This is a genomic window from Pseudomonas sp. E102 (assembly GCF_052660185.1).
Window position 1 is genome coordinate 5,282,132 of record NZ_CP084025.1, and the last position, 22,447, is coordinate 5,304,578.

Annotated in this window: 21 protein-coding genes; 6 read left to right on the plus strand and 15 right to left on the minus strand. The window is 60.8% G+C overall.

The window, feature by feature from the left end; translation table 11 throughout:
• Window positions 1-47 precede the first annotated feature (47 nt).
• Window positions 48-1,103, plus strand: a complete 1,056-nt coding sequence (locus DOCECA_RS23845; RefSeq protein ID WP_445571179.1) for a haloacid dehalogenase-like hydrolase — start codon at window positions 48-50, stop codon at window positions 1,101-1,103.
• 122 nt (window positions 1,104-1,225) lie between these two features.
• Here DOCECA_RS23845 and ilvD read toward each other — a convergent pair whose 3' ends face one another.
• The 6 genes from ilvD to DOCECA_RS23875 form a co-directional block, all read right to left on the minus strand.
• Complete coding sequence (ilvD, locus tag DOCECA_RS23850) at window positions 1,226-3,067, minus strand: dihydroxy-acid dehydratase (RefSeq protein WP_420765062.1); 1,842 nt, start codon at window positions 3,065-3,067, stop codon at window positions 1,226-1,228.
• 268 nt (window positions 3,068-3,335) lie between these two features.
• Window positions 3,336-4,541 carry an MFS transporter gene (locus tag DOCECA_RS23855; protein WP_445571180.1) on the minus strand — a complete coding sequence of 402 codons (1,206 nt, stop codon included), beginning with the start codon at window positions 4,539-4,541 and terminating at the stop codon, window positions 3,336-3,338.
• Entirely contained in the window at window positions 4,534-5,487 is a 954-nt protein-coding gene (locus DOCECA_RS23860; protein ID WP_445571181.1) for a diiron oxygenase, read from the minus strand. The genes DOCECA_RS23855 and DOCECA_RS23860 overlap by 8 nt, the downstream gene beginning before the upstream one ends.
• A complete protein-coding gene (locus DOCECA_RS23865) occupies window positions 5,484-6,551 on the minus strand; it encodes a SagB family peptide dehydrogenase (protein WP_445571182.1) in 1,068 nt (355 codons plus the stop codon). The genes DOCECA_RS23860 and DOCECA_RS23865 overlap by 4 nt, the downstream gene beginning before the upstream one ends.
• 422 nt (window positions 6,552-6,973) lie before the next feature.
• Window positions 6,974-8,170 carry a class I SAM-dependent rRNA methyltransferase gene (locus DOCECA_RS23870; RefSeq protein WP_434609011.1) on the minus strand — a complete coding sequence of 399 codons (1,197 nt, stop codon included), beginning with the start codon at window positions 8,168-8,170 and terminating at the stop codon, window positions 6,974-6,976.
• Window positions 8,171-8,279: 109 nt separating this feature from the next.
• Window positions 8,280-8,819, minus strand: coding sequence for a type 1 glutamine amidotransferase domain-containing protein (locus tag DOCECA_RS23875; protein ID WP_434561773.1), 540 nt, complete (start codon window positions 8,817-8,819; stop codon window positions 8,280-8,282).
• A gap of 178 nt (window positions 8,820-8,997) precedes the next feature.
• Here DOCECA_RS23875 and DOCECA_RS23880 point away from each other — a divergent pair, with 178 nt between their 5' ends.
• From DOCECA_RS23880 to DOCECA_RS23890, 3 genes are read left to right on the plus strand one after another with little or no spacing between them, the layout of a single operon-like run.
• Window positions 8,998-9,867: an HDOD domain-containing protein gene (locus DOCECA_RS23880; RefSeq protein ID WP_420765056.1), complete on the plus strand. Its 870-nt coding sequence runs from the start codon at window positions 8,998-9,000 to the stop codon at window positions 9,865-9,867.
• A gap of 30 nt (window positions 9,868-9,897) precedes the next feature.
• On the plus strand, window positions 9,898-10,710 hold the full coding sequence (mutM, locus tag DOCECA_RS23885) for a bifunctional DNA-formamidopyrimidine glycosylase/DNA-(apurinic or apyrimidinic site) lyase (RefSeq protein ID WP_445571183.1): 813 nt from the start codon (window positions 9,898-9,900) through the stop codon (window positions 10,708-10,710).
• A gap of 56 nt (window positions 10,711-10,766) precedes the next feature.
• Window positions 10,767-11,087: a multidrug transporter gene (locus tag DOCECA_RS23890; RefSeq protein ID WP_420765054.1), complete on the plus strand. Its 321-nt coding sequence runs from the start codon at window positions 10,767-10,769 to the stop codon at window positions 11,085-11,087.
• Between the two features lie 130 nt (window positions 11,088-11,217).
• Here DOCECA_RS23890 and DOCECA_RS23895 read toward each other — a convergent pair whose 3' ends face one another.
• From DOCECA_RS23895 to DOCECA_RS23915, 5 genes are all read right to left on the minus strand, one after another.
• Complete coding sequence (locus DOCECA_RS23895) at window positions 11,218-11,469, minus strand: YfhL family 4Fe-4S dicluster ferredoxin (RefSeq protein WP_009683359.1); 252 nt, start codon at window positions 11,467-11,469, stop codon at window positions 11,218-11,220.
• A gap of 145 nt (window positions 11,470-11,614) precedes the next feature.
• On the minus strand, window positions 11,615-12,094 hold the full coding sequence (gene coaD / locus DOCECA_RS23900) for a pantetheine-phosphate adenylyltransferase (RefSeq protein WP_007897855.1): 480 nt from the start codon (window positions 12,092-12,094) through the stop codon (window positions 11,615-11,617).
• A gap of 115 nt (window positions 12,095-12,209) precedes the next feature.
• A complete protein-coding gene (locus DOCECA_RS23905; RefSeq protein ID WP_445571184.1) occupies window positions 12,210-13,805 on the minus strand; it encodes a GMC family oxidoreductase N-terminal domain-containing protein in 1,596 nt (531 codons plus the stop codon).
• A gap of 49 nt (window positions 13,806-13,854) precedes the next feature.
• Window positions 13,855-14,400, minus strand: a complete 546-nt coding sequence (locus DOCECA_RS23910; RefSeq protein WP_434701314.1) for a twin-arginine translocation pathway signal protein — start codon at window positions 14,398-14,400, stop codon at window positions 13,855-13,857.
• A gap of 27 nt (window positions 14,401-14,427) precedes the next feature.
• Window positions 14,428-15,858 (minus strand): coniferyl aldehyde dehydrogenase, encoded by a 1,431-nt coding sequence (locus DOCECA_RS23915; protein ID WP_434609020.1) that lies wholly within the window; start codon window positions 15,856-15,858, stop codon window positions 14,428-14,430.
• Window positions 15,859-16,006: 148 nt separating this feature from the next.
• Here DOCECA_RS23915 and DOCECA_RS23920 point away from each other — a divergent pair, with 148 nt between their 5' ends.
• Window positions 16,007-16,678, plus strand: coding sequence for a TetR/AcrR family transcriptional regulator (locus DOCECA_RS23920; protein ID WP_420765050.1), 672 nt, complete (start codon window positions 16,007-16,009; stop codon window positions 16,676-16,678).
• 37 nt (window positions 16,679-16,715) lie between these two features.
• The gene (locus tag DOCECA_RS23925; protein ID WP_434649748.1) at window positions 16,716-17,570 is read left to right on the plus strand and encodes a sulfurtransferase; all 855 of its coding nucleotides are present in this window, start codon (window positions 16,716-16,718) and stop codon (window positions 17,568-17,570) included.
• Window positions 17,571-17,692: 122 nt separating this feature from the next.
• Here the strand turns inward: DOCECA_RS23925 and DOCECA_RS23930 are convergent, their stop codons facing one another.
• From DOCECA_RS23930 to DOCECA_RS23945, 4 genes are read right to left on the minus strand one after another with little or no spacing between them, the layout of a single operon-like run.
• Window positions 17,693-18,691 (minus strand): hydrolase, encoded by a 999-nt coding sequence (locus DOCECA_RS23930; RefSeq protein ID WP_434561781.1) that lies wholly within the window; start codon window positions 18,689-18,691, stop codon window positions 17,693-17,695.
• Window positions 18,692-18,722: 31 nt separating this feature from the next.
• Window positions 18,723-19,334, minus strand: coding sequence for a 16S rRNA (guanine(966)-N(2))-methyltransferase RsmD (gene rsmD / locus DOCECA_RS23935; protein WP_420765047.1), 612 nt, complete (start codon window positions 19,332-19,334; stop codon window positions 18,723-18,725).
• Window positions 19,334-20,824 carry a M16 family metallopeptidase gene (locus DOCECA_RS23940; protein WP_445571185.1) on the minus strand — a complete coding sequence of 497 codons (1,491 nt, stop codon included), beginning with the start codon at window positions 20,822-20,824 and terminating at the stop codon, window positions 19,334-19,336. Before DOCECA_RS23940 ends, rsmD begins: the two co-directional genes overlap by 1 nt.
• The gene (locus DOCECA_RS23945; protein ID WP_445571186.1) at window positions 20,817-22,172 is read right to left on the minus strand and encodes a M16 family metallopeptidase; all 1,356 of its coding nucleotides are present in this window, start codon (window positions 22,170-22,172) and stop codon (window positions 20,817-20,819) included. The genes DOCECA_RS23940 and DOCECA_RS23945 overlap by 8 nt, the downstream gene beginning before the upstream one ends.
• Window positions 22,173-22,447: the final 275 nt, after the last annotated feature.

Below are 22,447 nucleotides of genomic sequence, written 5' to 3' on the forward strand. Positions count from 1 at the left end.
CAGGCATTTGTTAGCGTCGACCTCTTACAAACTGGGAGTAAACGCCGATGAAGCTCGTACCGCACCTGCTCGCTGTCGCTCTAGGCTTGGGCCTCGTCGGCCAAGCGCTCGCCACCGATCTCAAGCACTGGCCGACGGAACAGGCCAAGGCGCTGGAAGCGATGATCGCGGCCAACGCCAACAAGGGTAACTACGCGGTCTTTGACATGGACAACACCAGCTACCGCTACGACCTGGAGGAGTCGCTGTTGCCGTTCATGGAGAACAAGGGCCTCATCAGCCGTGAAACCCTGGACCCATCCCTGAAGCTGATGCCGTTCAAGGATACGGCTGAACACAAGGAAAGCCTCTTCAGCTATTACTACCGCCTGTGCGAACTGGACGACATGGTTTGCTACCCGTGGGTGGCCCAGGTGTTCTCTGGGTTCACGCTCAAGGAGCTGAAGGGTTATGTCGATGAATTGATGGCTTCAGGCAAACCGGTGCCGACCACCTATTACGATGGCGACAAGGTGGTCCAGTACAACGTCAACCCGCCGAAAATCTTCACCGGCCAGACCGAGCTGTACAACAAACTGATGGAAAACGGTATCGAGGTCTACGTCATGACCGCGGCTTCCGAAGAGCTGGTGCGCATGGTCGCGGCCGATCCGAAGTACGGCTACAACCTCAAGCCGCAGAACGTGATCGGCGTGACCACGCTGCTCAAGGACCGCAAGACCGGCGAGCTGACCACCGCGCGCAAACAGATCACAAACGGCAAATACGACGAGAAGGCCAACCTGGGCCTGGAGTACACCCCCTACCTCTGGACCCCGGCGACCTGGATGGCCGGCAAGCATGCGGCGATCCTGACCTACATCGACGAATGGAAAAAACCCGTACTCGTCGCCGGCGATACGCCGAGCAGCGACGGCTACATGTTGTTCCACGATGTGGACGTGGCCAAGGGCGGCATCCACCTGTGGGTCAACCGCAAGGACAAGTACATGACCCAGATCAACGGCATGATGGCCAAGCACGCCGCCGCCCAGGCCAAGGAAGGATTGCCGGTGACGGCTGACAAGAACTGGGTGATCGTCAAGCCCGAGGACATTCAGTAACCCGTCCCCCACACTGATACCAAGTAACCCTGTGGCGAGGGAGCACTTGGCCCAAAAGGGTCAGACTGAAGCCCAAAAAATGCCCCGCGCTTGGCGGGGCATTTTGTTCGAAGCTAGGACGCTTATAACCCGTCAAGCATCGCCTTGTTGCGCACCGCACCTTTGTCGGCGCTGGTGGCGAGGAGGGCGTAGGCCTTTAGGGCGGTGGTGACTTTGCGCGGACGCACTTCCACCGGCTTCCAGCCTTTCTTGTCCTGCTCGACGCGGCGTTCGGCCAATTCTTCGTCGCTGATCAGCAGGTTGATCGAGCGGTTGGGAATGTCGATCAATACCTTGTCGCCATCGCGCACCAGGCCAATGGCGCCGCCAGCCGCCGCTTCCGGCGAAGCGTGGCCAATGGACAGGCCAGAGGTGCCGCCAGAGAACCGCCCGTCCGTCAGCAGCGCGCAGGCTTTGCCCAGGCCTTTGGACTTCAGGTAGGACGTCGGGTAGAGCATTTCCTGCATGCCCGGGCCGCCTTTCGGGCCTTCGTAGCGAATGATCACGATATCGCCGGCCTTCACTTCATCGGCAAGGATGCCGCGCACGGCGCTGTCCTGGCTTTCGAAGATCTTGGCGTTGCCTTCGAATACATGGATCGACTCGTCGACGCCGGCGGTTTTTACCACACAGCCGTCCAGGGCAATGTTGCCGTACAACACAGCCAGGCCGCCTTCCTTGGAGTAGGCGTGCTCGACGCTGCGGATGCAGCCGTTTTCACGGTCGTCATCCAGGGTTTCCCAGCGAGTCGATTGGCTGAAGGCAGTTTGGGTCGGGATGCCCGCCGGACCGGCCTTGAAGAAGTGATGCACGGCTTCGTCGGTGGTCTGGGTGATGTCCCACTTGGCGATGGCCTCGGCCATGGTCTTGCTGTGTACCGTTGGCAGGTCGGTATGCAACAGACCGCCTCGGGCCAGGGAGCCGAGGATGCTGAAGATGCCGCCGGCGCGGTGCACGTCTTCCATATGGTACTTCTGGATGTTCGGCGCGACTTTGCACAGCTGCGGTACGTGACGGGACAGGCGGTCGATGTCGCGCAGATCGAAGTCGATCTCGGCTTCCTGAGCGGCAGCGAGCAAGTGCAGGATGGTGTTGGTGGAACCGCCCATGGCGATGTCCAGCGTCATGGCATTCTCGAACGCCTTGAAGTTGGCAATGTTGCGTGGCAGCACCGATTCATCGTTTTCGCCGTAGTAACGCTTGCACAGCTCGACGATGGTCCGGCCGGCCTGCAGGAACAGTTGCTCGCGGTCGCTGTGGGTGGCCAGGGTCGAACCGTTGCCTGGCAATGCCAGGCCCAGGGCTTCGGTCAGGCAGTTCATCGAGTTGGCGGTGAACATGCCGGAGCACGAACCGCAGGTCGGACAGGCGCTGCGCTCGTACTCGGCGACCTTCTCGTCAGAAGCGCTGGAGTCGGCGGCGATTACCATCGCGTCCACCAGGTCGAGGCCGTGGCTGGCGAGCTTGGTCTTGCCGGCTTCCATCGGGCCGCCGGAAACGAAGATCACCGGGATGTTCAGGCGCAGTGCGGCCATGAGCATGCCGGGGGTGATCTTGTCGCAGTTGGAGATACAGACGATGGCGTCGGCACAGTGGGCGTTGACCATGTACTCGACCGAGTCGGCGATGATCTCGCGACTGGGCAGCGAATAAAGCATGCCGTCGTGGCCCATCGCGATGCCGTCGTCCACGGCGATGGTGTTGAATTCCTTGGCAACACCGCCGGCACGTTCGATTTCACGGGCAACCAATTGGCCCAGGTCCTTGAGGTGGACGTGACCCGGTACGAACTGGGTGAAAGAGTTGGCAATGGCGATGATCGGCTTCTTGAAGTCGTCATCCTTCATCCCCGTGGCGCGCCACAATGCACGGGCGCCGGCCATGTTGCGGCCATGGGTGGATGTTTTCGAACGGTAATCAGGCATGGAGCACTCCGGGCGGCTAATCAGGTACTTATCAGGTATCAATGGGGAGTGAGCTTCTGTCGACGTCTGGAACACTCGGGATTGGCGGTGTGTCCGGAAGTGGCCGATGACTTTGCAGGATCGCTGCGTGCCTCAGCATGAGCTCATAAACCCGCCGGGGATGAATGGCGATGAATGCCCCCGATTCTACACCGCTGGCGCCAGGATGAAATGACGCAAAGCGCCGATCTGTCGCCAATGTCACGCTCGGGATGACGACTGGCAGCGTTCAGCCGGGCAATAACCTTCGGTGACGAAGCCTGACCAGCGTGTTGAGCGTCATGCCAAGGAGGCTGAATGCGATCAGGCATAGCGCAAGCGTGAAAGGCAAGGGTAAGGGAGAGAGGCTGATGCCGGCGCTGGCCAGGCCGCCCGTGATGAAGATCAGCACGCTGCCCGCCGATGCGGAGGTACCCGCTTGCTCCGCAAAGGTGTTCATCGCCCGGGTATGGGCGGCCGCGCGCGCAATCGTTGTGCCAGTGGTGCATACAACCATGGGCAGCAGAACGGTCGTGATGGACAGGCCAATGATGTAGAAAAGCACCAGCATCGATAGACCCGCCGTCAGGATCAGGCTCAGGCCGGTGATGATCTGGGTGTGCGAGTCGATTCGGTTGTCGAGTATGGTCGCGAATGCGCCGCCGCCGATATAGGCCAGCCCGTAGCCCAGCAGCATCACTGAGAAAGCCTGCTGCGAGAGCTGCAATTGGTCGATGAAGATCAATGGCGAAATGACAATGAATGAAAAATGACAGGAAAACGCGAGTGCCGAAATCAGCCAATAGGCCATGAAGCTGAAATGACCGCAGACTCTGCGATAAGACGCAAAGAAGTTCATCCGCGTGGATCGGCAGTTTTGGGCCGGGCCTTCAAGTAAAAGACAGGCGCCGGCAAATGCGCCGATTGCCAGTACGATGAACACCAGAAAACTGCCGCGCCACCCCATCCAACCTTGTAGGCCAGTGCCGGCCAGTGGCGAGATGGAAATAAAGACGCCGCCGCAGGTGACCAGAAAGATACGCAGCCGCTGCTGTTGCGTTCCGGTAAACAGGTCCTGGACCAGTGCCTGGGAGAGCACAAAGCAACCGCACCCCAACGCCTGGATGATCCGAAAAACCAGGAACAGCCGGAAGTCGTCAGTCAAGGTGCACCCCGCTGCGCCGACAACCGAGACGGCGATGCCGACCAACAACAGTGTCTTGCGGCCCATGGCATCGGAAAGCGGGCCAATCAATAGCTGTGAGAGCGCAATGCCTACGGCAAACAGGCTGACAGACAGGGCAATGTCTGAGGATGAGTTGCGAAAGTGCCCAGCCAGCGCCGGAAACGAAGGCAGTACAACATCGATCGGAAACACGCCAAGCAGCGTCAACATCGTCAGGAGCCCGACGATGGCTGGCTTGTCCACAGATGGACGACTGGATAGGTCAGCCATCAAGGAACCCCGCCTCGCAAAAGAGCGCTCGGTTGTGGTCATTGTCAAAAAAACCGGCTCGTTGCATGGCCGCGAATGTCGATACCGCACCTGAGCGAACCCGTGCGGCATGGGCATGTGGCGGCACGATGTCGGCAACGACCTGAAGGGATGCCGTCTCCTCGAAGCCCACGCTGGCGAGGCTGCCCATCAACCAGGGGATATCCGGTTCGAAATAGAGCCCGATGATCTCCAACAGCAGCCTCGCCGCCCACTCGTGTTGTGTTGCGTCGAGAATCGGCCAGAGGTAGCCGAAGACCTCGCTGAAGTATCGGCTGTGGCGCGCTTCGTCCTGCAGATGAGTTTTGAGCATGCGGTAGACCGTACAGACCAAGGCTTTCCGGGTGAGGGTGAGCAGCTCACGGGCAATGATCGTTTCGGAGACAAACCCCAACAGGAACCACGCGAGGGGGCGGTCCGGGGGTGGGCATTTTTGGATCACGCCCAACAGCCGACCGATTCGCCTGGCCGGAGGGCGATCCTGGATGCCGTACAAGGCAGCGATCTGTTCAGCCACCTCGTTGGAAAACAGTGCGTGGTAGCCCTCGTCCGTATACAGCTGCAGGGCCGCGGTTTTCATTTCGGTCGGAATCGGCACGGCCAGTTCGCCATGGACCAGTGCCTCCACGGAGCGGTTGACGATCCGGTGTTCCAGCATCGTCGTGTAATCGAGGAAGTACACCAGGTGATTGGCCGCCAGCCGTTGGGCAACGGATTGACCTGCGTGTATGACCAACGGGTGTTCGACATAGGGAATGAAGGTTGGTGGAAACCAGTGCCGGCTCGATAACTGCCGCTCCAGATCGTCAGGCAGGCGATAGTCGTCCTGGCCTGCTCGTACGGCGGCTTTGCGATTCCAGTCGGCCAAGGAATAAAGCGGTGCCTGGACAAAGGTCTGCTCGCTCATGGCGCAGCGTCCTGTTCGTCGAGCAACGTTATCAACTCGCGGCAGTGGACCTGGCCGTCACCGTGGCCGCAGCCGACAAAGAACAACGGTTGTTCAGGGGTTCCCTCAAGGCCGAGCAAGTGCTCCACCTGGCAGTCGGCCAAGGCCCCTGTCAGCCATGTATCGAGGCCCATGGCGGTGGCTACCATCAGGAAGCTCTGGGAGACATGGCCGGTTTCGACAAAAGCCATCCGATAGGCGCGCGAATGTTCGTACTTCCACCAGAGCTTGTCGAAGCGCGAAGTAATGAACAGCCCGAACGGCAGGTTGTTGATGAAATGCTGGCCGCACAGCAGCTGGCCCAGGGATTCATCCGGCAGCGTCCGGATCAGGCTGACCGAATGTTCGTCCGGGTGATAGGCATAGAGGCCCGCATCGAGTCCCGTGACGTTACGCACGTACAAATAACCTTCGCAGGCATTAAGACCACCACCCGAGGGGCTGCTTCTTCGCGCGGCGAACCGTTCGAGAGGGCATGATCGTTCGTTCAGGTAACCCAAGGCCAGGTAAAGGAGAGTGCTGACCTGAGCAATGGAAATGGCGCGATTGTGGAATGAGCGGGAGGTGCTTCGGCTGACGAGCGTCCGTACCAGCGACACCTCTTTGAGTTCATCCCATGAAGGGCGCTCAAGGACGGTTCGCCCGACGGGACAGGGTGTTGTCCTGGCTGGGGGCGCGGGTGAGGAGAGGACTTCGGCGCAATGATACAGGTAAAGCGTCGCCCATTCGTCCACATCCTGGGGGACGCTCTCGCAGGGAATGTTTTTTGTTCCGATATGAAAGATCCTGGAGAGTTCGTCCCACTTCCAGTCAATATTCTTAGTCCGACCCTCGACCAATATATCGACTTTGGCAAATTCCCTGTCGATGGGGTTTGAACGATCGAATCGTGAAGGGTCGTTTATAAGTTGCGCCAGTCTGGTTGCGTAATAGATGTCCAGTTCGAACTGGGTGTGTTGCTCATAATTCCATACGACTTGATGGGGTGGGCGCGCCAATATGAACAGGCAAGGGTTTATTTGCATGGCATCGTTTCCGCTGTGGCGAAGAGAAAGAAGGGGGCGAGGCGCCGGCAACCGCGTCCCCGTCGTCTTGCTTAGCGGGCTTTAGGCGTCACCAAGCCTGCCAGGTTGGCGATTTTGCTGACTTCGAGGGTAATTGTTTTCATGACGAAACTCCTTGTTCGTTAAGTGTTGTTTTTTACTATGGGTTGTCACTTCCGGTGTGACAGCTCAATCATAGTTTCTAACGAATGCATGGCAAGCAAATATCAGGTAGGACGGCTCCAGTAATTGCGTGGGATAGTTCATACAAGATCCACTAATACAATTATTTGCTTCCTGAAGGGGTAACTTTTCTTACGACCAAAAAAAACGCAGCCTGGGCTGCGTGGGGACGTTCTAATTGTTGCAGGCTGGGCGCAGCAGCGGCTACGCCCAACAAGGCCTTAGCTGTTGGGCAGCAGACGGCAGGTAATGCTCTTAATGTAGCGCGTTTCGGCGATTGCCGGATGCACCGGATGGTCTGGGCCTTGGCCGCCGCGTTCGAGCAATTGGATGTTGCGGTCCAGGTGACGGGCGCTGGTCAGCAGGATGTTTTGCAGGTCGTCCTCGGGCAAGTGCATCGAGCACGAAGCGCTGACCAGGATGCCGTCCTTGCTGAGCAGGCGCATGGCTTGCTCGTTGAGGCGTCGGTAGGCGCCTTCGCCGTTCTTCAGATCCTTCTTGCGCTTGATGAAGGCGGGCGGGTCGGCCACGATGACGTCGAAACGCTCCTCGCCGGCCTTGAGCTCCTTCAAGGCTTCGAATACATCGCCTTCGATGCAGGTCAGCCGTTCGGCGAAGCCGTTCAGGGCAGCGTTGCGCTCCACGCCGTCAAGGGCGAATGCCGATGCGTCGACGCAGAAGACTTCGCTGGCCCCGAACGCGGCGGCTTGCACGCCCCAGCCGCCAATGTAGCTGAACAGGTCCAGCACGCGCTTGCCCTTGGCATACGGCGCCAGGCGCGCGCGGTTCATGCGATGGTCATAGAACCAGCCGGTCTTCTGGCCTTCCATCACCGGGGCTTCGAACTTCACGCCGTTCTCTTCCAGGGCGACCCATTCCGGTACCAGGCCGAACACGGTCTCGACGTAGCGTTCGAGGCCTTCGGCGTCACGGGCCGCGGAGTCGTTCTTGAACAGGATGCCGCTTGGCTTGAGGACCTGGGTCAGGGCGGCGATCACGTCGTCTTTATGGGCTTCCATGGTGGCGGAAGCGATCTGGACCACCAGGATGTCGCCGAAACGGTCGACCACCAGGCCCGGCAGCAAATCGGAATCACCATAGACCAAGCGATAGAACGGCTTGTCGAACAGGCGCTCGCGCAGGGACAACGCCACGTTGAGGCGATGCACCAGCAGGGATTTGTCCAGGGGCAGCTTCACGTCACGGGACAGCAATCGGGCGCAGATCAGGTTGTTGGGGCTCATCGCGACGATGCCCAGTGGCTTGCCGCCCGCAGCCTCCAGGATGGCCTGGTCGCCAGCCTTGAAACCGTGCAACGGGGTGGCGGCTACGTCGATTTCGTTACTGTAGACCCACAAATGGCCGGCGCGCAGGCGACGGTCGGCGTTGGCTTTGAGGCGCAGGCTAGGCAGGGACATGACGTCGCTCCGGAAAAAAGAGCGGGAGTATACCGTGTTGCAACCGTTGCGGGGCTTGTGCTGGACATGCGGCGAAGGAGCACGCTCGCCTCGCCGCAATGTAACGGCTTCAGGCGGACAGCGCGCTGATCAGCTCGCGGTTGAAAGCAGGAATGTCATCAGGCTGGCGGCTGCTGATCAGTTTGCCATCCTTGACCACTTCCTGATCGACCCAGTTCGCGCCGGCATTGGTCAAATCATCCTTGAGGGTCTTGTAGCTGGTCATTGTCTTGCCCTTGACCAGCCCGCTCGACACCAGCAACCAGCCGCCATGGCAAATCACTGCGATGGGCTTGCCGGCCGCCTCGAAGCCCTTGACCAGGTTCTGGGCGTCGGGGTCGATACGGATCGTGTCGGAGTTCTGTACCCCACCGGGCAGCACCACGGCATCGTATTGCTCGACATTGGCGGCCTTGAACGTCAGGTCGACCTGGAAATCGTCGGCCGGCTGGTCATGGTTCCACCCTTTGACCTGGCCTTCGCTGGCCGAAACGATTTCCACCTTGGCCCCGGCCTGCTCCAGCGCCTGCTTCGGACCGGTCAGTTCGGCCTGTTCAAAACCATTTGTCACCAGGATGGCCACGCGTTTGTCATTCAGGGAGCCGGGCATGAAAAATCTCCTCAAGCTGAGTGGGTGAGCTGCCGACCTAAGCCGGTATGCAGGCTTGGTTGTCGGTCCTACAAAATCCGAAGCCGAGGCTTGAATGAAAGTTCCGCCGGTCTACCCGGCGGTGTGCCGGATTTATCTTTAAGGGTTAGAATCCCCGCCTGGCCCAGAGTGCGTACCCATGTCCAAAGAGCTTTCCACCGAACAGATCCAACAGTCCCTGCAAGGGATCAGCGTCCCGCCGCAGCCGCAAATCATGGTGGATCTGCAGATGGAGCAGTACATGCCCGATCCGGACCTGGAGACCATCGCCAAGCTGATTTCCCAGGATCCGGGCCTCTCCGGGGCCTTGCTCAAAATCGTCAATTCGCCGTATTACGGCTTGAGCAACAAGATCACCTCGATCCAGCGCGCGGTGAACCTGCTGGGCAGCCGTTCGATCATCAACCTGATCAATGCCCAATCGATCAAGGGAGAGTTGCACGACGACACCATCGTGACCTTGAATCGTTTCTGGGACACCGCCCAGGACGTGGCGATGACCTGCCTGACCCTGGCGAAGCGCCTCGGTATGCAGAATGGTGACGAAGCCTACGCCCTCGGGCTGTTCCACGACTGTGGCGTGCCGCTGATGCTCAAGCAGTTCCCAACCTACATGAGCGTGCTGGAGGAGGCCTACGCCAACGCCAGTGCCGAATGCCGGGTGGTGGACACCGAAAACCGTGTGTTCAATACCAACCATGCCGTGGTCGGTTACTACACGTCCAAGTCCTGGCGCCTGCCGGACCATGTCAGCCAGGCCATCGCCAATCACCACAACGCCCTGGCGATCTTCAGCGACGAAAATGCGCGCAATAACTGCCCGCTGAAAAACCTGCTGGCGATCCTGAAGATGTCGGAAAACATCTGCGCGTCCCACCGCGTGCTGGGTAACCAGGCCGACGATCACGAGTGGGAATGCGTCGGACCGCTGGTGCTCGACTATATCGGGTTGTCGGAATATGACTTCCAGACCCAGAAACAGGAAATACGCGACCTGGCCAGTCGTTGAATGCCAGTCTTCGCCTGATTCGAGAACCCCATGCCAGAACTGCCGGAAGTCGAAACCACTCGCCGCGGAATCGCGCCACATCTCGAGGGGCAGCGGGTCAGCCGCGTGGTGGTGCGCGATCACCGCTTGCGCTGGCCGATTCCTGAAGACCTCGATGTGCGCCTCTCCGGGCAGCGCATCGTTCAAGTGGAACGGCGGGCCAAGTATTTGCTGATCAACGCCGAAGCCGGCACGTTGATCAGTCATCTGGGCATGTCCGGCAATTTGCGGCTGGTTGAAACCGGCATGCCCGCCGCGAGGCATGAGCATGTCGATATCGAACTGGAGTCGGGCCTGGCTCTGCGCTACACCGACCCTCGTCGCTTCGGCGCGATGCTCTGGAGTCTTGATCCGCTCAACCACGAACTCCTGATCCGCCTTGGGCCTGAGCCGCTGACCGATCTGTTCGACGGCGAACGGCTTTTCCAGCTTTCCCGCGGCCGCTCGATGGCGGTCAAGCCGTTCATCATGGATAACGCGATCGTCGTGGGCGTGGGCAATATTTATGCGACGGAAGCGCTGTTCGCCGCCGGAATCGACCCGCGCCGCGAAGCGGGGGGCATTTCCCGGGCGCGCTATTTGAAACTGGCGATCGAGATCAAGCGCATCCTCGCCCATGCCATCGAGCGCGGCGGGACCACGCTGCGGGATTTCATTGGCGGCGACGGCCAGCCTGGGTATTTCCAGCAGGAATTGTTCGTGTACGGACGAGGCGGGCAGACGTGCAAGATGTGCGGCACGGGGCTGCGGGAGATCCGCCTGGGGCAGCGAGCGAGTGTCTGGTGTCCACGCTGCCAGAGTTGATTCGTCCTACGGTCTATAGTCAGTAGTCATATTGATTTAGCCGAAGGATCGCACCCATGAGTCTGATTCGACCTGTCGTTCTGGCGCTCTCGCTGAGTGTCGGTTTGCCTGTATTCGCAAACACCGAAAGCGGTGATCCGCGCTACACCATCCAGAACCCACCGGCCTACGCCATGATCGGCGACTTGCTGATCGCGCGACCGCTGCTGCTCGCTGCCACTGTGATCGGCGCCGGCGCGTTTGTCGTGTCGTTGCCCTTTACCGCGCTGGGCGGCGGCGTGGGCGATGCGGGCAAGGCGTTGGTGGTGGACCCGGCGAAGGCCACGTTCGTGCGATGCCTGGGGTGTATCGGTGAGGGGTTCGAGCGGCAGGAGTGAATCGTCACTTGTGTGCATTTGTGGTGTGGCTGATGGCCCTGTCGCGAGCAGGTTCGCTTCCACAGGGATCTGCTGTGTGGCAGAAATAAATCACTTGCTCGCGATAGGGCCGGCAAGGCCGTCCAGAAGCTCAAGCCTTGCCAGTAATCCTGCGATATTTCGCCATCAGCTGTTCTTCCGTCTCCGGATGAGCCTCGTCCAGCGGGATGCAATCCACCGGGCAGACTTGCTGGCACTGGGGTTCGTCGTAATGGCCGACGCACTGGGTGCACAGGTTCGGGTCGATGACGTAGATCTCTTCGCCTTGGGAAATGGCCTCGTTCGGGCACTCGGGTTCGCAGACGTCGCAGTTGATGCAGTCGTCGGTGATGATAAGGGACATGCAGACTCCGGCCGGGGCGTAGGGCCCGGGCAGTTGAAAACGAATAGACGCAATTGTGCCGCAATCACGCGCGCAGTGCACGCGGGCGCGATGGACTGCGCACGCATGACTGTCGAGCCGCGTTAGGGATCGTCGCCCGTAGGGGTTATTTCTTGAAGCGCAGGGTCAGCGCGTCGGCCACCGCCGGGTGGACGAACTTGGTGATATCGCCGCCCAGGGCCGCGATTTCTCGCACCAGCGTCGAAGAAATGAAGGAATAGCGTTCCGACGGCGTCAGGAAAAGACTCTCGACGTCCGGCGCCAGCTGGCGATTCATGTTCGCCAATTGGAACTCGTACTCGAAATCCGAGACCGCTCGCAGGCCACGAAGGAACACGTTGGCGTTCTTTTCCTTGGCAAAATGCGCGAGCAGGGTCGAGAAACCGACCACTTCCACGTTGGGCAGGTGCTTGGTGACCTCGCGGGCCAGCTCCACTCGTTGTTCCAGCGGGAACAGCGGGTTTTTCTTCGGGCTGGCGGCGACGGCGATGATCACATGGTCGAACAGGCGCGAGGCGCGTTCGACCAGATCGCCATGGCCCTTGGTAATAGGGTCGAAGGTACCTGGGTACAACACTCGGTTCATCGCGTCGTCCTGGCGGGAGTCCGTTGGGGAGTCGGATGGTATCGCAGCCATCTCGGCCGGCCAAGTCGGCTGTTGACGAAGAAAGCACTATAGACGCTGCGAATAATCCATGTTTTCAAGGTTTTTCCAGACGTTCGGCCAGGGATGTCGCCAGTTGTGCCGTCAATCCATACACCGACAATTGCGGGTTGGCGCCGATGCTGGTGGGGAACAGCGAGCCGTCGTGAATGGAGAGATTGCCCAATTGATGATGTCGGCCGAGGCTGTCTGTCACGGCAGCCTTCGGATCTTCTCCCATGGCGCAGCCGCCCATGACATGGGCACTGCCCAGGCGCGTGCGGTACAGGACCATATCAAGCCCGTCGATCATTTCGCGGGCCTCCGCCAGGGTTTTCACATAATGGGCATCGCTGTGCAGGGGCATCACGGCCCGGGCGCCTCCGGCGAACTGGATTTCGGCCATGCTGTGAAATGCCCGGCGCAGGCCATCCCAGGCGTAGGGCGACAGCTGATAGTCGAGCACTGGCGTGCCGTCGCTGCGCAATTCGACGCTGCCGCCGGGGCTATCCGGATGGAAGCCGTCACGCAGCAACGCCAGCATGGCATGTGTATGGGGCAGGTGAGCCATGTGCGCCGCATTTTCGCCGCCGAAGCCACCCAGCAGCGTGGCGGCAAGGGCGGGATGTAATGGCGGCACTTCCAGCTTGTACGACATCCTGCCGCTGACGCCGTCCTGCCATTGGAAATGATCCGAATAAATCGACTGCGGAGCGCCGTAGAACGGGTTGATCACTTCATCGAACTGGCCGGCCGACATGTTCACGAGGTGCAGGAACGTGCGTTGGCCCAGCCGTCCGTGCGGGTCCGGTGCCTCGGAGCGCAACAGCAGGGCAGGGCTGTTGATACCGCCGCCGGCCAATACATAATGCCGCGCCTTGATCGTGATGCGCCGCCCGGTCGGTGCCACGCAATGCTCGTCCATGGCCAGGCAATCCAAGCCGACGACCGCGTCGTTTTTGATGACCAGACGCTCAGCCCTCGCGAGGTAAAGCAGCGCGCCGCCCTTGTCCAGCGTGGCGGGTATGGTGGTGACGAGCATCGATTGCTTGGCGTTGGTCGGGCAGCCCATGCCGCAGTATCCCAGGTTCCAGCAACCTCGCACGTTGCGTGGGATGACATGCCAGGCGTAGCCCAATTGGTCACAGCCCTTGCGGATCACGTCGTTGTTGGCGTTGGGTGGAATCATCCAGGGTGCCACGCCGAGGCGTTGTTCCATCCGTTCAAACCAAGGGGCCATGTCGGCGGGGCCGTGGCCTTTGACGTTGTGTTCGGCCGCCCAGTGCTCAAGGGTTTGCGTTGGGGTGCGCAAGCTTGAAGTCCAATTGATCAACGTCGTGCCGCCCACCGCACGTCCCTGGAGGATGGTGATGGCGCCGTCCTTGCTCATGCGTCCGAGGCCTTCCTGGTACAGGCTGGTATAGGCCTGGTCCTCCCGCAGCGTGAAGTCGTGGCTGGTCTTCAGCGGCCCTTCTTCGATGAGCAATACCTTGTAACCGGCGGCGCTGAGGATTTCCGCCGTGGTGCCACCGCCGGCGCCGCTGCCGATGATCGCCACGTCCGCTTCCAGCGTGAGGTCCTGGCTCAGTTGCGCGCCGTTGTAGGTGGTCCAGCCACGGGCGAGGCCTTCACGGAACGGGTCGGGTACGGGCATGCTAGGGGTCCCTTGTTGTTATGGACGGCGCTGGAGTCCACTGTGGCTTTCAAACCATCGGTGGTCCCGGGTACCCGCAATGGGCCCAGGACTCGGGCCGGCTGTACCACGCCATCATCACCATTTGCAGCAACGAGCCGTGGCCTTGGCGCAACAAGCTCAGCGAGCTGTTTTCCCACCGCGTCAGAAACTGTCGAATGTCATCGGCGCTGGCGTTTTCCCACGCGCCCCAGATCCCGGTCAGCGGCCCGCGGGTAATCCCCAGCGTCAGCACGTCGAATAGCTGGTGCGTTAGCTTGAGCATGGCGGGCGACAGGTGCGCCAGCCCTCGATCCAGGCTTTGCAGCGTGGCATCGGTGGCGGCGGGGAGCGTTCCAGCTGTTGTGGCCCCGTCGAGCATGACGGCTATCACGGCACGCAAGAACGGCAAGTCGCTGTCGCGCAATGCCGCCAGCCCGAGGGCCGGTTGGCTGGAGGAGCAGCCGCTCAGGCTGGCGCCCAATCCCACCGTGGCCAGGAAGGCGCTGGCGCCGAAGCTCAGTTGCAGTAAACCGCGTCGTGACAGGACGGGCTTATCGGTCAGGCTTGGGTTCATTATTGTTATTACCCGGGAAGACACTGGTTAGCGGATAAACAGCTTCTGGATCAGTTTCTGCAACGGCTTTCCATAGGGCGGGTAGATCAGTTTCGCCGCGTTGAACCGCTGCTTGACCAGCACGCCCTTGGCCTTGCTGAAGGTCAGGAACCCCTCATGTCCGTGGTAGTGCCCCATCCCCGAGGCGCCAATACCGCCAAACGGCATATCGTCCTGGGCCACGTGCAACAGCGTGTCGTTGAGGCAGACGCCGCCGGAATGGGTTTCGTCGAGTACGCGATTCTGTTCGGTCTTGTTGTAGCCGAAATAGTAGAGCGCCAAGGGGCGAGGTCGCTGATTGATGTAGGCAAATGCCTGGTCGAGGTTCTCATAAGGGACGATGGGGAGCAGCGGCCCGAAAATCTCGTCCTGCATGACCGTCATGTCGTCCGTGACATTGAGCAAAAGGCTGTGGGCCATGCGTTGTCCCTGGCTTTGCTCGAACAGCTCGATCAGCAACGCCCCTTTGCTTGTTGCATCGCCGATGTAGCCGTTAAGCCGCGCCAGTTGTCGTTCGTTAATTACGGCGGTGTAGTCCGGGTTGTCAATCAACGTCGGATAGAACCCGCGTACGGCCTCGCGATAGGCCTCGACGAACGCCCCGACACGGTTTTGCGGCACCAGCACGTAATCCGGTGCGACACAGGTTTGCCCGGCGTTGAGGGTCTTGCCGAAGGCGATGCGCTCGGCAGCGTGTTCAAGCGGGACGTCATCGGAAACGATGGCCGGAGATTTTCCGCCCAGTTCCAGGGTGATGGGCGTCAGGTTTTCCGCGGCCGCACGCATGACGTGCTTGCCGATGCTGGTGGCGCCGGTAAACAGCAGGTGATCGAACGGCAGCCTGGAGAACGCGATGCCTACGTCTGCTTCGCCAAGCACGACGGACACCAGGTCCTGGGGAAATATCCGGGCCAGCAGTTGCTTGAGCAACAAGCCGGTGGCAGGGGTCGATTCGCTGAGTTTTAGCATCACCCGGTTGCCCGCCGACAAGGCTCCGACCAAAGGCCCTATGGCCAGGAAGAGCGGATAGTTCCAGGGCACGATGACCCCGACCACCCCCAGCGGCTGATAGACCACTTTGGCCGATGCCGGCTGGAAGGCCAGGCCAACCTTGCGTCGAGAGGGCTTCATCCAGCCTTTGAGGTGTCGCCTGGCGTAATGGATACCGTGCAGGCTCGGCATCAGCTCGGCCAACAATGTTTCGTCCGCGCTGCGGTGGCTGAAATCCTCGCTGATGGCGTCGATCAAGGCCTGCCGTTCATTGCTCAACAGTTCGCCCAATGCCTTGAGCCATTGCAGTCGCTGCGCCGCCGGTGGCATCGGGTGAGCCGCGTAGGCTTGGCGCTGGGCGATGAAGAGCGCTTGGAGCTCGTCCAGCTGCTGTTGAGACTCGTGCAGGTAAGCGACATCGGCAGGCATGGCGGGCACCGGATTATTATTGGAATCGGTGTTTTCTAGAGCTTATGCTCTAGAAAGTCAAATGAGCCTCTGTAAATCCCTTGGGTTTTATCCTGTGACCGATAGGTCGTAAGATGCCCTTCGATCACTTTTTATTAAAGCCCAAGCCATGGCCCCACGAATGAAAACCAGCGAGCGCATCGTGCAGAACAGCCTCGAGTTGTTCAACCGCCAGGGCGAGCGCAGCGTCAGCACCAACCATATTGCCGCTCACATGGAGATGTCCCCCGGCAACCTCTACTACCACTTCCCCAACAAGCAGGCGATCATCGCCGTGCTGTTCAGTGAGTATGAAAACCTGGTGGACAGCTTCTTGCGCCCGCCCCAAGGCCGCCTGGCCACGGTGGACGACAAGCGCTTTTATCTGCAAGAGCTGCTGTCGGCGATGTGGCGTTACCGGTTCCTGCATCGCGACCTGGAACACCTGCTCGACAGCGACCCGGAACTTGCGGCGCGTTATCGGCGTTTTTCCCAGCGCTGCCTGATCCATGGCACCGCCATCTACGAGGGCTTCGTCGAAGCCGGTATCCTGAAGATGGACCGCGTGCAGATCGAATCCCTGACCCTCAACGCCTGGATCATCCTCACGTCCTGGGTACGGTTCCTGTGCACGACCCGTGAAAACTCCAGCCACTTGAGCGAACAAGCCATCAAGCGTGGCGTATACCAGGTCCTGGTGCTCGAGGCGGGTTTCGTGACTGACCAGGCCCGTGAAGCGGTGGATGCGTTGTTCAAAGAATTTTATGTCCCCCTGGCCCAGACCCTGGAGGAAGGGCAATAAGGATCGGACCTGCTTGATTCAGCCACAGGAGTTCACCATGCCCATCGCGCAACTCATAAGCCCCCAGGCCCTAGAACAGAGGCGATCACAGCCTGGGTTGGTGATCCTTGATTGTCGTTTTGCCCTGGAGGACCCGGACTACGGCCAGCGCAGTTATGCCGAAGGCCATATCGCCGGTGCGTCTCACGCGGACCTTGAGCGCGACCTGAGCGGTCCGGTGGTCAAAGGCGTGACCGGGCGCCATCCTTTGCCCGCACCTGAGGCCTTGGTTACGCGTCTGCAGACCTGGGGCATCAACAATGAGAGTGACGTCGTGCTGTACGACGATGGTCCCGGTACCTACGCTGCCCGGGCCTGGTGGCTGCTGGCCTGGCTGGGCAAGCGCGAGGGCGTCTACATTCTCGACGGCGGCCTCAAGGCCTGGCACACGGTCGGTTTGCCCCTGAGTCTCGATCCGCCGGCCATCCAGGCCGGCTCCTTCAGTGGTTCGCCGGACGCGAATCTGCTGGTCAATGCCGACATATTGCAACAACGTCTCGGCCAGCCGGACATGACGTTGCTGGATGCGCGGGCGTTGCCGCGATTCAAAGGTGAGGTCGAGCCGATCGATCCGGTGGCCGGGCATATCCCGGGCGCGCAATGCGCGGCCTTCACCGATAACCTTGGCGCCGATGGGCGGTTCCTGCCGACCGACCAGCTCAAGCAGCGCTTTGCCGCAAAATTCGGCGATCGCTCGCCGAGCGGCCTGGTGGCCTATTGCGGCTCGGGCGTGACAGCATGCCATAACCTGTTCGCCTTGTGCCTGGCAGGGTATCCGTTGGGCAAGCTGTACGCCGGCTCGTGGAGCGAGTGGATCAATGATCCGCGGCGGGGCGTGGCGAAGGGCGAATAACGAGGCACCTACAACCAATTGGGAGCGAGCTTGCTCGCGATGGCGGTGTATCAGTCATGTCGCTGATCTGTCGCTATCGCGAGCAAGCTCGCTCCCAGAAAAGTTTTCTCGCTTGCGAATCGTCAGCCATGGCCCAGGGTGGCGAGCCATTTGGGGATGCGTCGTTCCAGATAGTAGCCGGGACGCCGTAACGTCCCGTCGACGAATCCGACATGTCCGCCTCGGGCATGCAATTCAAGCCGGGTCGACGCTGACAACTCTTCAGGGGCGGGCAGGCTGTGGGGAAATACGAACGGATCGTCGGCGGCCTGGATAAGCAAGGTCGGCGTTTTGATCCCCGCCATGAAATAGCGGCTGGAGGCGCGACGATAATAGTCCGCCGCATCCGAGAATCCGTGTAGGGGCGCGGTGACGCGCCCATCGAAATCCCAAAACGTGCGCATATTGTCCAGCGAGCCCAGCGCGGCCAGGGCCGCAAGCCCTTCCTGGCGTCCGTCGTGCTGGAATTGGCGCTGTTTGTTGCGCATGTAGGCGATCATCTCCCGCATGAAATGCGCTTGGTAGAATTTGGAGAAGCCCTGCCCGATACGATCGGCGCACTGGTCCAGGCGAAACGGCACCGAAACGGCCACCGCGCCCAGCAGTTGGCTGTCGCTGCCGGTCTCGCCCAGATGCTTGAGCAAGACGTTGCCGCCCAGTGAATAGCCCACGGCAAACAATGGCGCCAGAGGTCGCCGGGTGCGCAGATGCGTCAGGGCGGCGGCCAGGTCTTCGCTCACTCCTGAATGGTAGCTGCGGGGCAGCAGGTTCGGCTCCCCCGAACACCCGCGCCAGTTCAACGCGACGCTGGCCCAGCCTTGGTCGTTGAGTGCTTGTTGCAGCCCGGTCACGTAGGGCGAGTTGGAAGAACCGGTCAGCCCGTGAAGTACCAGTACCAATGGCGCCTCGGCGCTATGGGGTCCATACCAGTCGAGGTCGAGAAAGTCGCCGTCTTCCAGCCACAGCCGCTCCCGTTCGCGATCGATGGGGCAGGACTTCCGCCATAACGGCCCCCACAATGTTTGCAGGTGCGGGTTGCCAAGCCCAGGGGCAGGGACGAAAGGTTCGGATGCGGCGGACATTCTGACTATTTCTCGATGCACGGCCAGCCGTTCAGCCAATGTCCTTTGGTAAACGCTGCCACAACGCGTAATGCACCTGTCCGGATTTCTGCTCGCGATGCAAGCGCCAATTGCTCGGCAAGCCCAGGGTGGACGGAGCGGTCTCGCTTTCAGTGTAGACCCAGGCATCCTCGGCCAGCCACTGACGTTCCTCGAGCAAGGCGCATACCGTCGGCAGCAGATTCTGGTTGAATGGCGGGTCGAGGAAGACGAGGTCGAATGGAGTTGCCGGCTGGCTGTCAAGGTAACGCAGCGCATCGGCTGTCTGCACCTGGCCGACGGTGCAGCGTAGGGTGCCGAGGTGTTCCTTCAGGCTGGACACGGCCAGGCTGCTGGCGTCCAGCGCCTGGCCCATGGCGGCACCACGGGACAACGCCTCGAGAAACAGTGCGCCGCTGCCGGCAAACGGGTCGAGCACCTTGGCGCCCGCCACGTAAGGCGCTAGCCAGTTGAACAGGGTTTCACGAACCCGGTCCGGTGTCGGTCGCAATCCTGGAGCATCCGGAAAACTCAGCCGCCGGCTGCGCCATTCGCCGCCAATGATGCGCAACTGGTTCACGCCGTTGTGCACGGGTTTCTTGCTGGAATTGGATGGGCGGGCCATTAGTGCTCCGGAACCCCGAGCGGCTGCTCGGCAGGTTTGTCAGTGGGGGCCGGCAATGGCTTTTGCGGCACGGTCGGGCCAGCGGTGACGATGACCATCTTGTCGGTGCTCAGGTGTTTATTCAACGCAGCCTTGACCTGCTCGACCGTCAGCGCCTGGGACTGGCGCATGAAATCTTCCAGGTAGCTCAGCGGCAAATCATAGAAGCCCATCGCGCCGAGCTGGCCAACGATGTCGGCATTGCTGGCGGTGGACAGCGGGAAGCTCCCGGCCAACTCGCGCTTGGCGTCGTCGAGTTCTTTCTGGGTCGGGCCATTGTTGAGGTAATCGGCAAACACGTCCTGCACCAGCTTGAGCGTGCCCTCGCTCATTTCCGCGCGGGTTTGCAGATTGATCATGAACGGACCGCGAGCCTGCATTGCCGTGAAGCCGGAGTACACGCCATAGGTCAGGCCGCGTTTTTCCCGGACCTCGGTCATCAGTCGTGTACCGAAACCCCCGCCGCCCAGGATCTGGTTGCCCAGGGACACGGCGGCATAATCCGGATCGTCCCGGTCGATGCCCAACTGCGCGAGCATAAGGTTGGTCTGCTTGGACGGGAACTCGATATGGTTGACGCTCGCTTTCGGCTCCACCGGTGGCGGAGTCTTGGCCAGCGCAGGGCCCTTGGGCAGCGCGGCTGATACTTGGTTGGCGATGGCTTCGGCGTCAGCGCGGGACAGGTCCCCCACCAGGGCGATCACGGCGTTGCCGGCGGCATAGGCCTTGGCATGGAAGGCCCGGGTTTGGGCCAGGGTAATCGGTGGAATGCTCTGTTCGGTGCCGTCGCTGGAGTGGGCGTACGGATGATCGCCATACAGGCGCTTCATCAACTCCAAGCCCGCCAGTTTGCCGGGGTTCTGCTTCTGATACTCGAAACCGGCGAGCATCTGGTTCTTGATTCGGGCGAACGAGTCGGCGGGGAAGGTCGGTTTGCCGACGACTTCGGCAAACAGCTTCAGCGCCGGCTCACGCTTGTCCGTCGCGCTGAGGCTGCGCAGGGAGGCCACGGCCATGTCCCGATAGGCGCCGTTGCCGAAGTCCGCGCCGAGGCTTTCGAAGCCTTGGGCGATGGCGCTGACATCCTTGCCGGCCACGCCTTCGTTGAGCATGGCATTAGTCAGCAGGGCCAGGCCGGGGGCGTCGCCGTCCTGGCTGCTGCCGGCGGCAAAGGTCAGGCGCAGGTCGAACATTGGCAATTCCCGGGCCTCGACGAACAGGACCTTGGCGCCGTCAGCGGTTTTCCAGGTCTGCACATCGAGCTGGCGGCGGCTCGGTGCCTTGTCATCCAGTTCGGCCAACGATTGCAACTTGTTGCCTGACTTGGCCTTGTCCAATGCCTGGCTGGCATCGGTGCTCTTCGATGGCGATAGGTAGACGGCCAGGGAACCGGCCAGGGCAACCAACACCAGGCCCATCAGCACCAGGCGTGATGATTGGCGCTTACTCATGGGCTTTCTCCTCGGGCAGGACGTGCGCAACGCTCAAGCGCGAGCGGGTGAAATACAGCTGGGCTGCCTTCTGGATATCCTGCGGGGTCACGCTTTGCAGTTCGGCGAGCTCGGTGTCCATCAGCTTCCAGGACAGGCCGACGGTTTCCAATTGCCCGATGGCGGTGGCCTGGCTGGTGATCGAGTCGCGCTCATACACCAACCCGGCGATGACCTGGGCGCGGACGCGCTCCAGTTCGTCGACGGTCGGGGCCGTGGTTTTCAGTTGTTCAAGCAAGCGCCACAAACCTGCTTCGGCCTGGGCGAGGGTTTTGTTTTTCTGTGTGTTAGGCGTTGCCGACAAAGTGAACAACGAGTCGCCACGGGTGAATGCGTCATAATTCGACGAGCCCCCTGACACCAGTTCCTCGCCACGCTCCAGCTGGGTCGGGATGCGGCCGCTGTAGCCGCCGTCCAGCAAGGCCGAGATCAAGCGAAGCGCGTTGACCGAACCCTTATCCGTCGCGGTGGCGATGCTGGGCACGTTGAAGGCCAGCATGACGCTGGGCAGTTGGGTTTGTACATGCAGGGTGAGCTTGCGCTCGCCCGGTTCGGCCAGCTCCAGAGGGATCTTGGCGGCGGGCACCGGGCGCCGCGCTATCGGACCGAAATAGCGCTGGGCCAGGTTCTTGACCTCATCCGGCGTCACGTCACCCACCACCACCAGGGTTGCGTTGTTCGGGGCGTACCAGGATTCGTACCAGTGACGTAGCTCGCCGACGGTCATCCGGTCCAGATCGGCCATCCAGCCGATGGTCGGCGTGTGATAGCCGCTGGCTGGATAGGCCATGGCCTTGAAGCGCTCGAAGGCCTTCGACATCGGCTTGTCGTCGGTGCGCATGCGGCGCTCTTCCTTGATCACCTCGATCTCGCGGCTGAACTCTTCCGGCGGCAGGCGCAGGCTGGCCATGCGATCGGCCTCCAGTTCGAAGGCCACACCCAGGCGATCCCGGGCCAGCACTTGGTAGTAGGCAGTGAAGTCATCGCTGGTGAAGGCGTTTTCTTCGGCGCCCAGGTCGCGCAGGATCAACGATGCTTCGCCGGGGCCGATTTTATCGCTGCCTTTGAACATCATGTGTTCCAAGGCATGGGACAAACCGGTCTGGCCCGGCGTTTCGTAGCTGGAGCCGACCTTGTACCAGACCTGGGAAACCACGACCGGGGCGCGATGGTCTTCACGCACCACGACCTTGAGGCCGTTGTCGAGGGTGAATTCGTGGGTAGGTTGTGGATCGGCAGCAAAGACTGAAAAGGGCAGACAAACCGTGCTGAGCAGCAGGCCTGCGGCGCGGCGGGCAAGAGCATTCATTCGTGTTTAAACCTGTCGGGCTGCCTGCCGGGTCTTAGCCTCAGCAGGCGAGGAGGTGCTAGGATAACGGTCCGTTTTACTGGCGGCCACGCCTATCGGGTCTTTTATCGGCCCAAGGCTGTCTGGGTTCCGTGCACAAACGTTGGGTTTGTTCCTGTATCCCCGCGTTTTCGCCGACGATGCCGTACCAGTCCTTCGAAAAAATCGACCATGAGGTGTCCTGGCGACATTTCGACAATCTGTTGCGCGTGAACAAGCTCGATGAAACGCAGTCT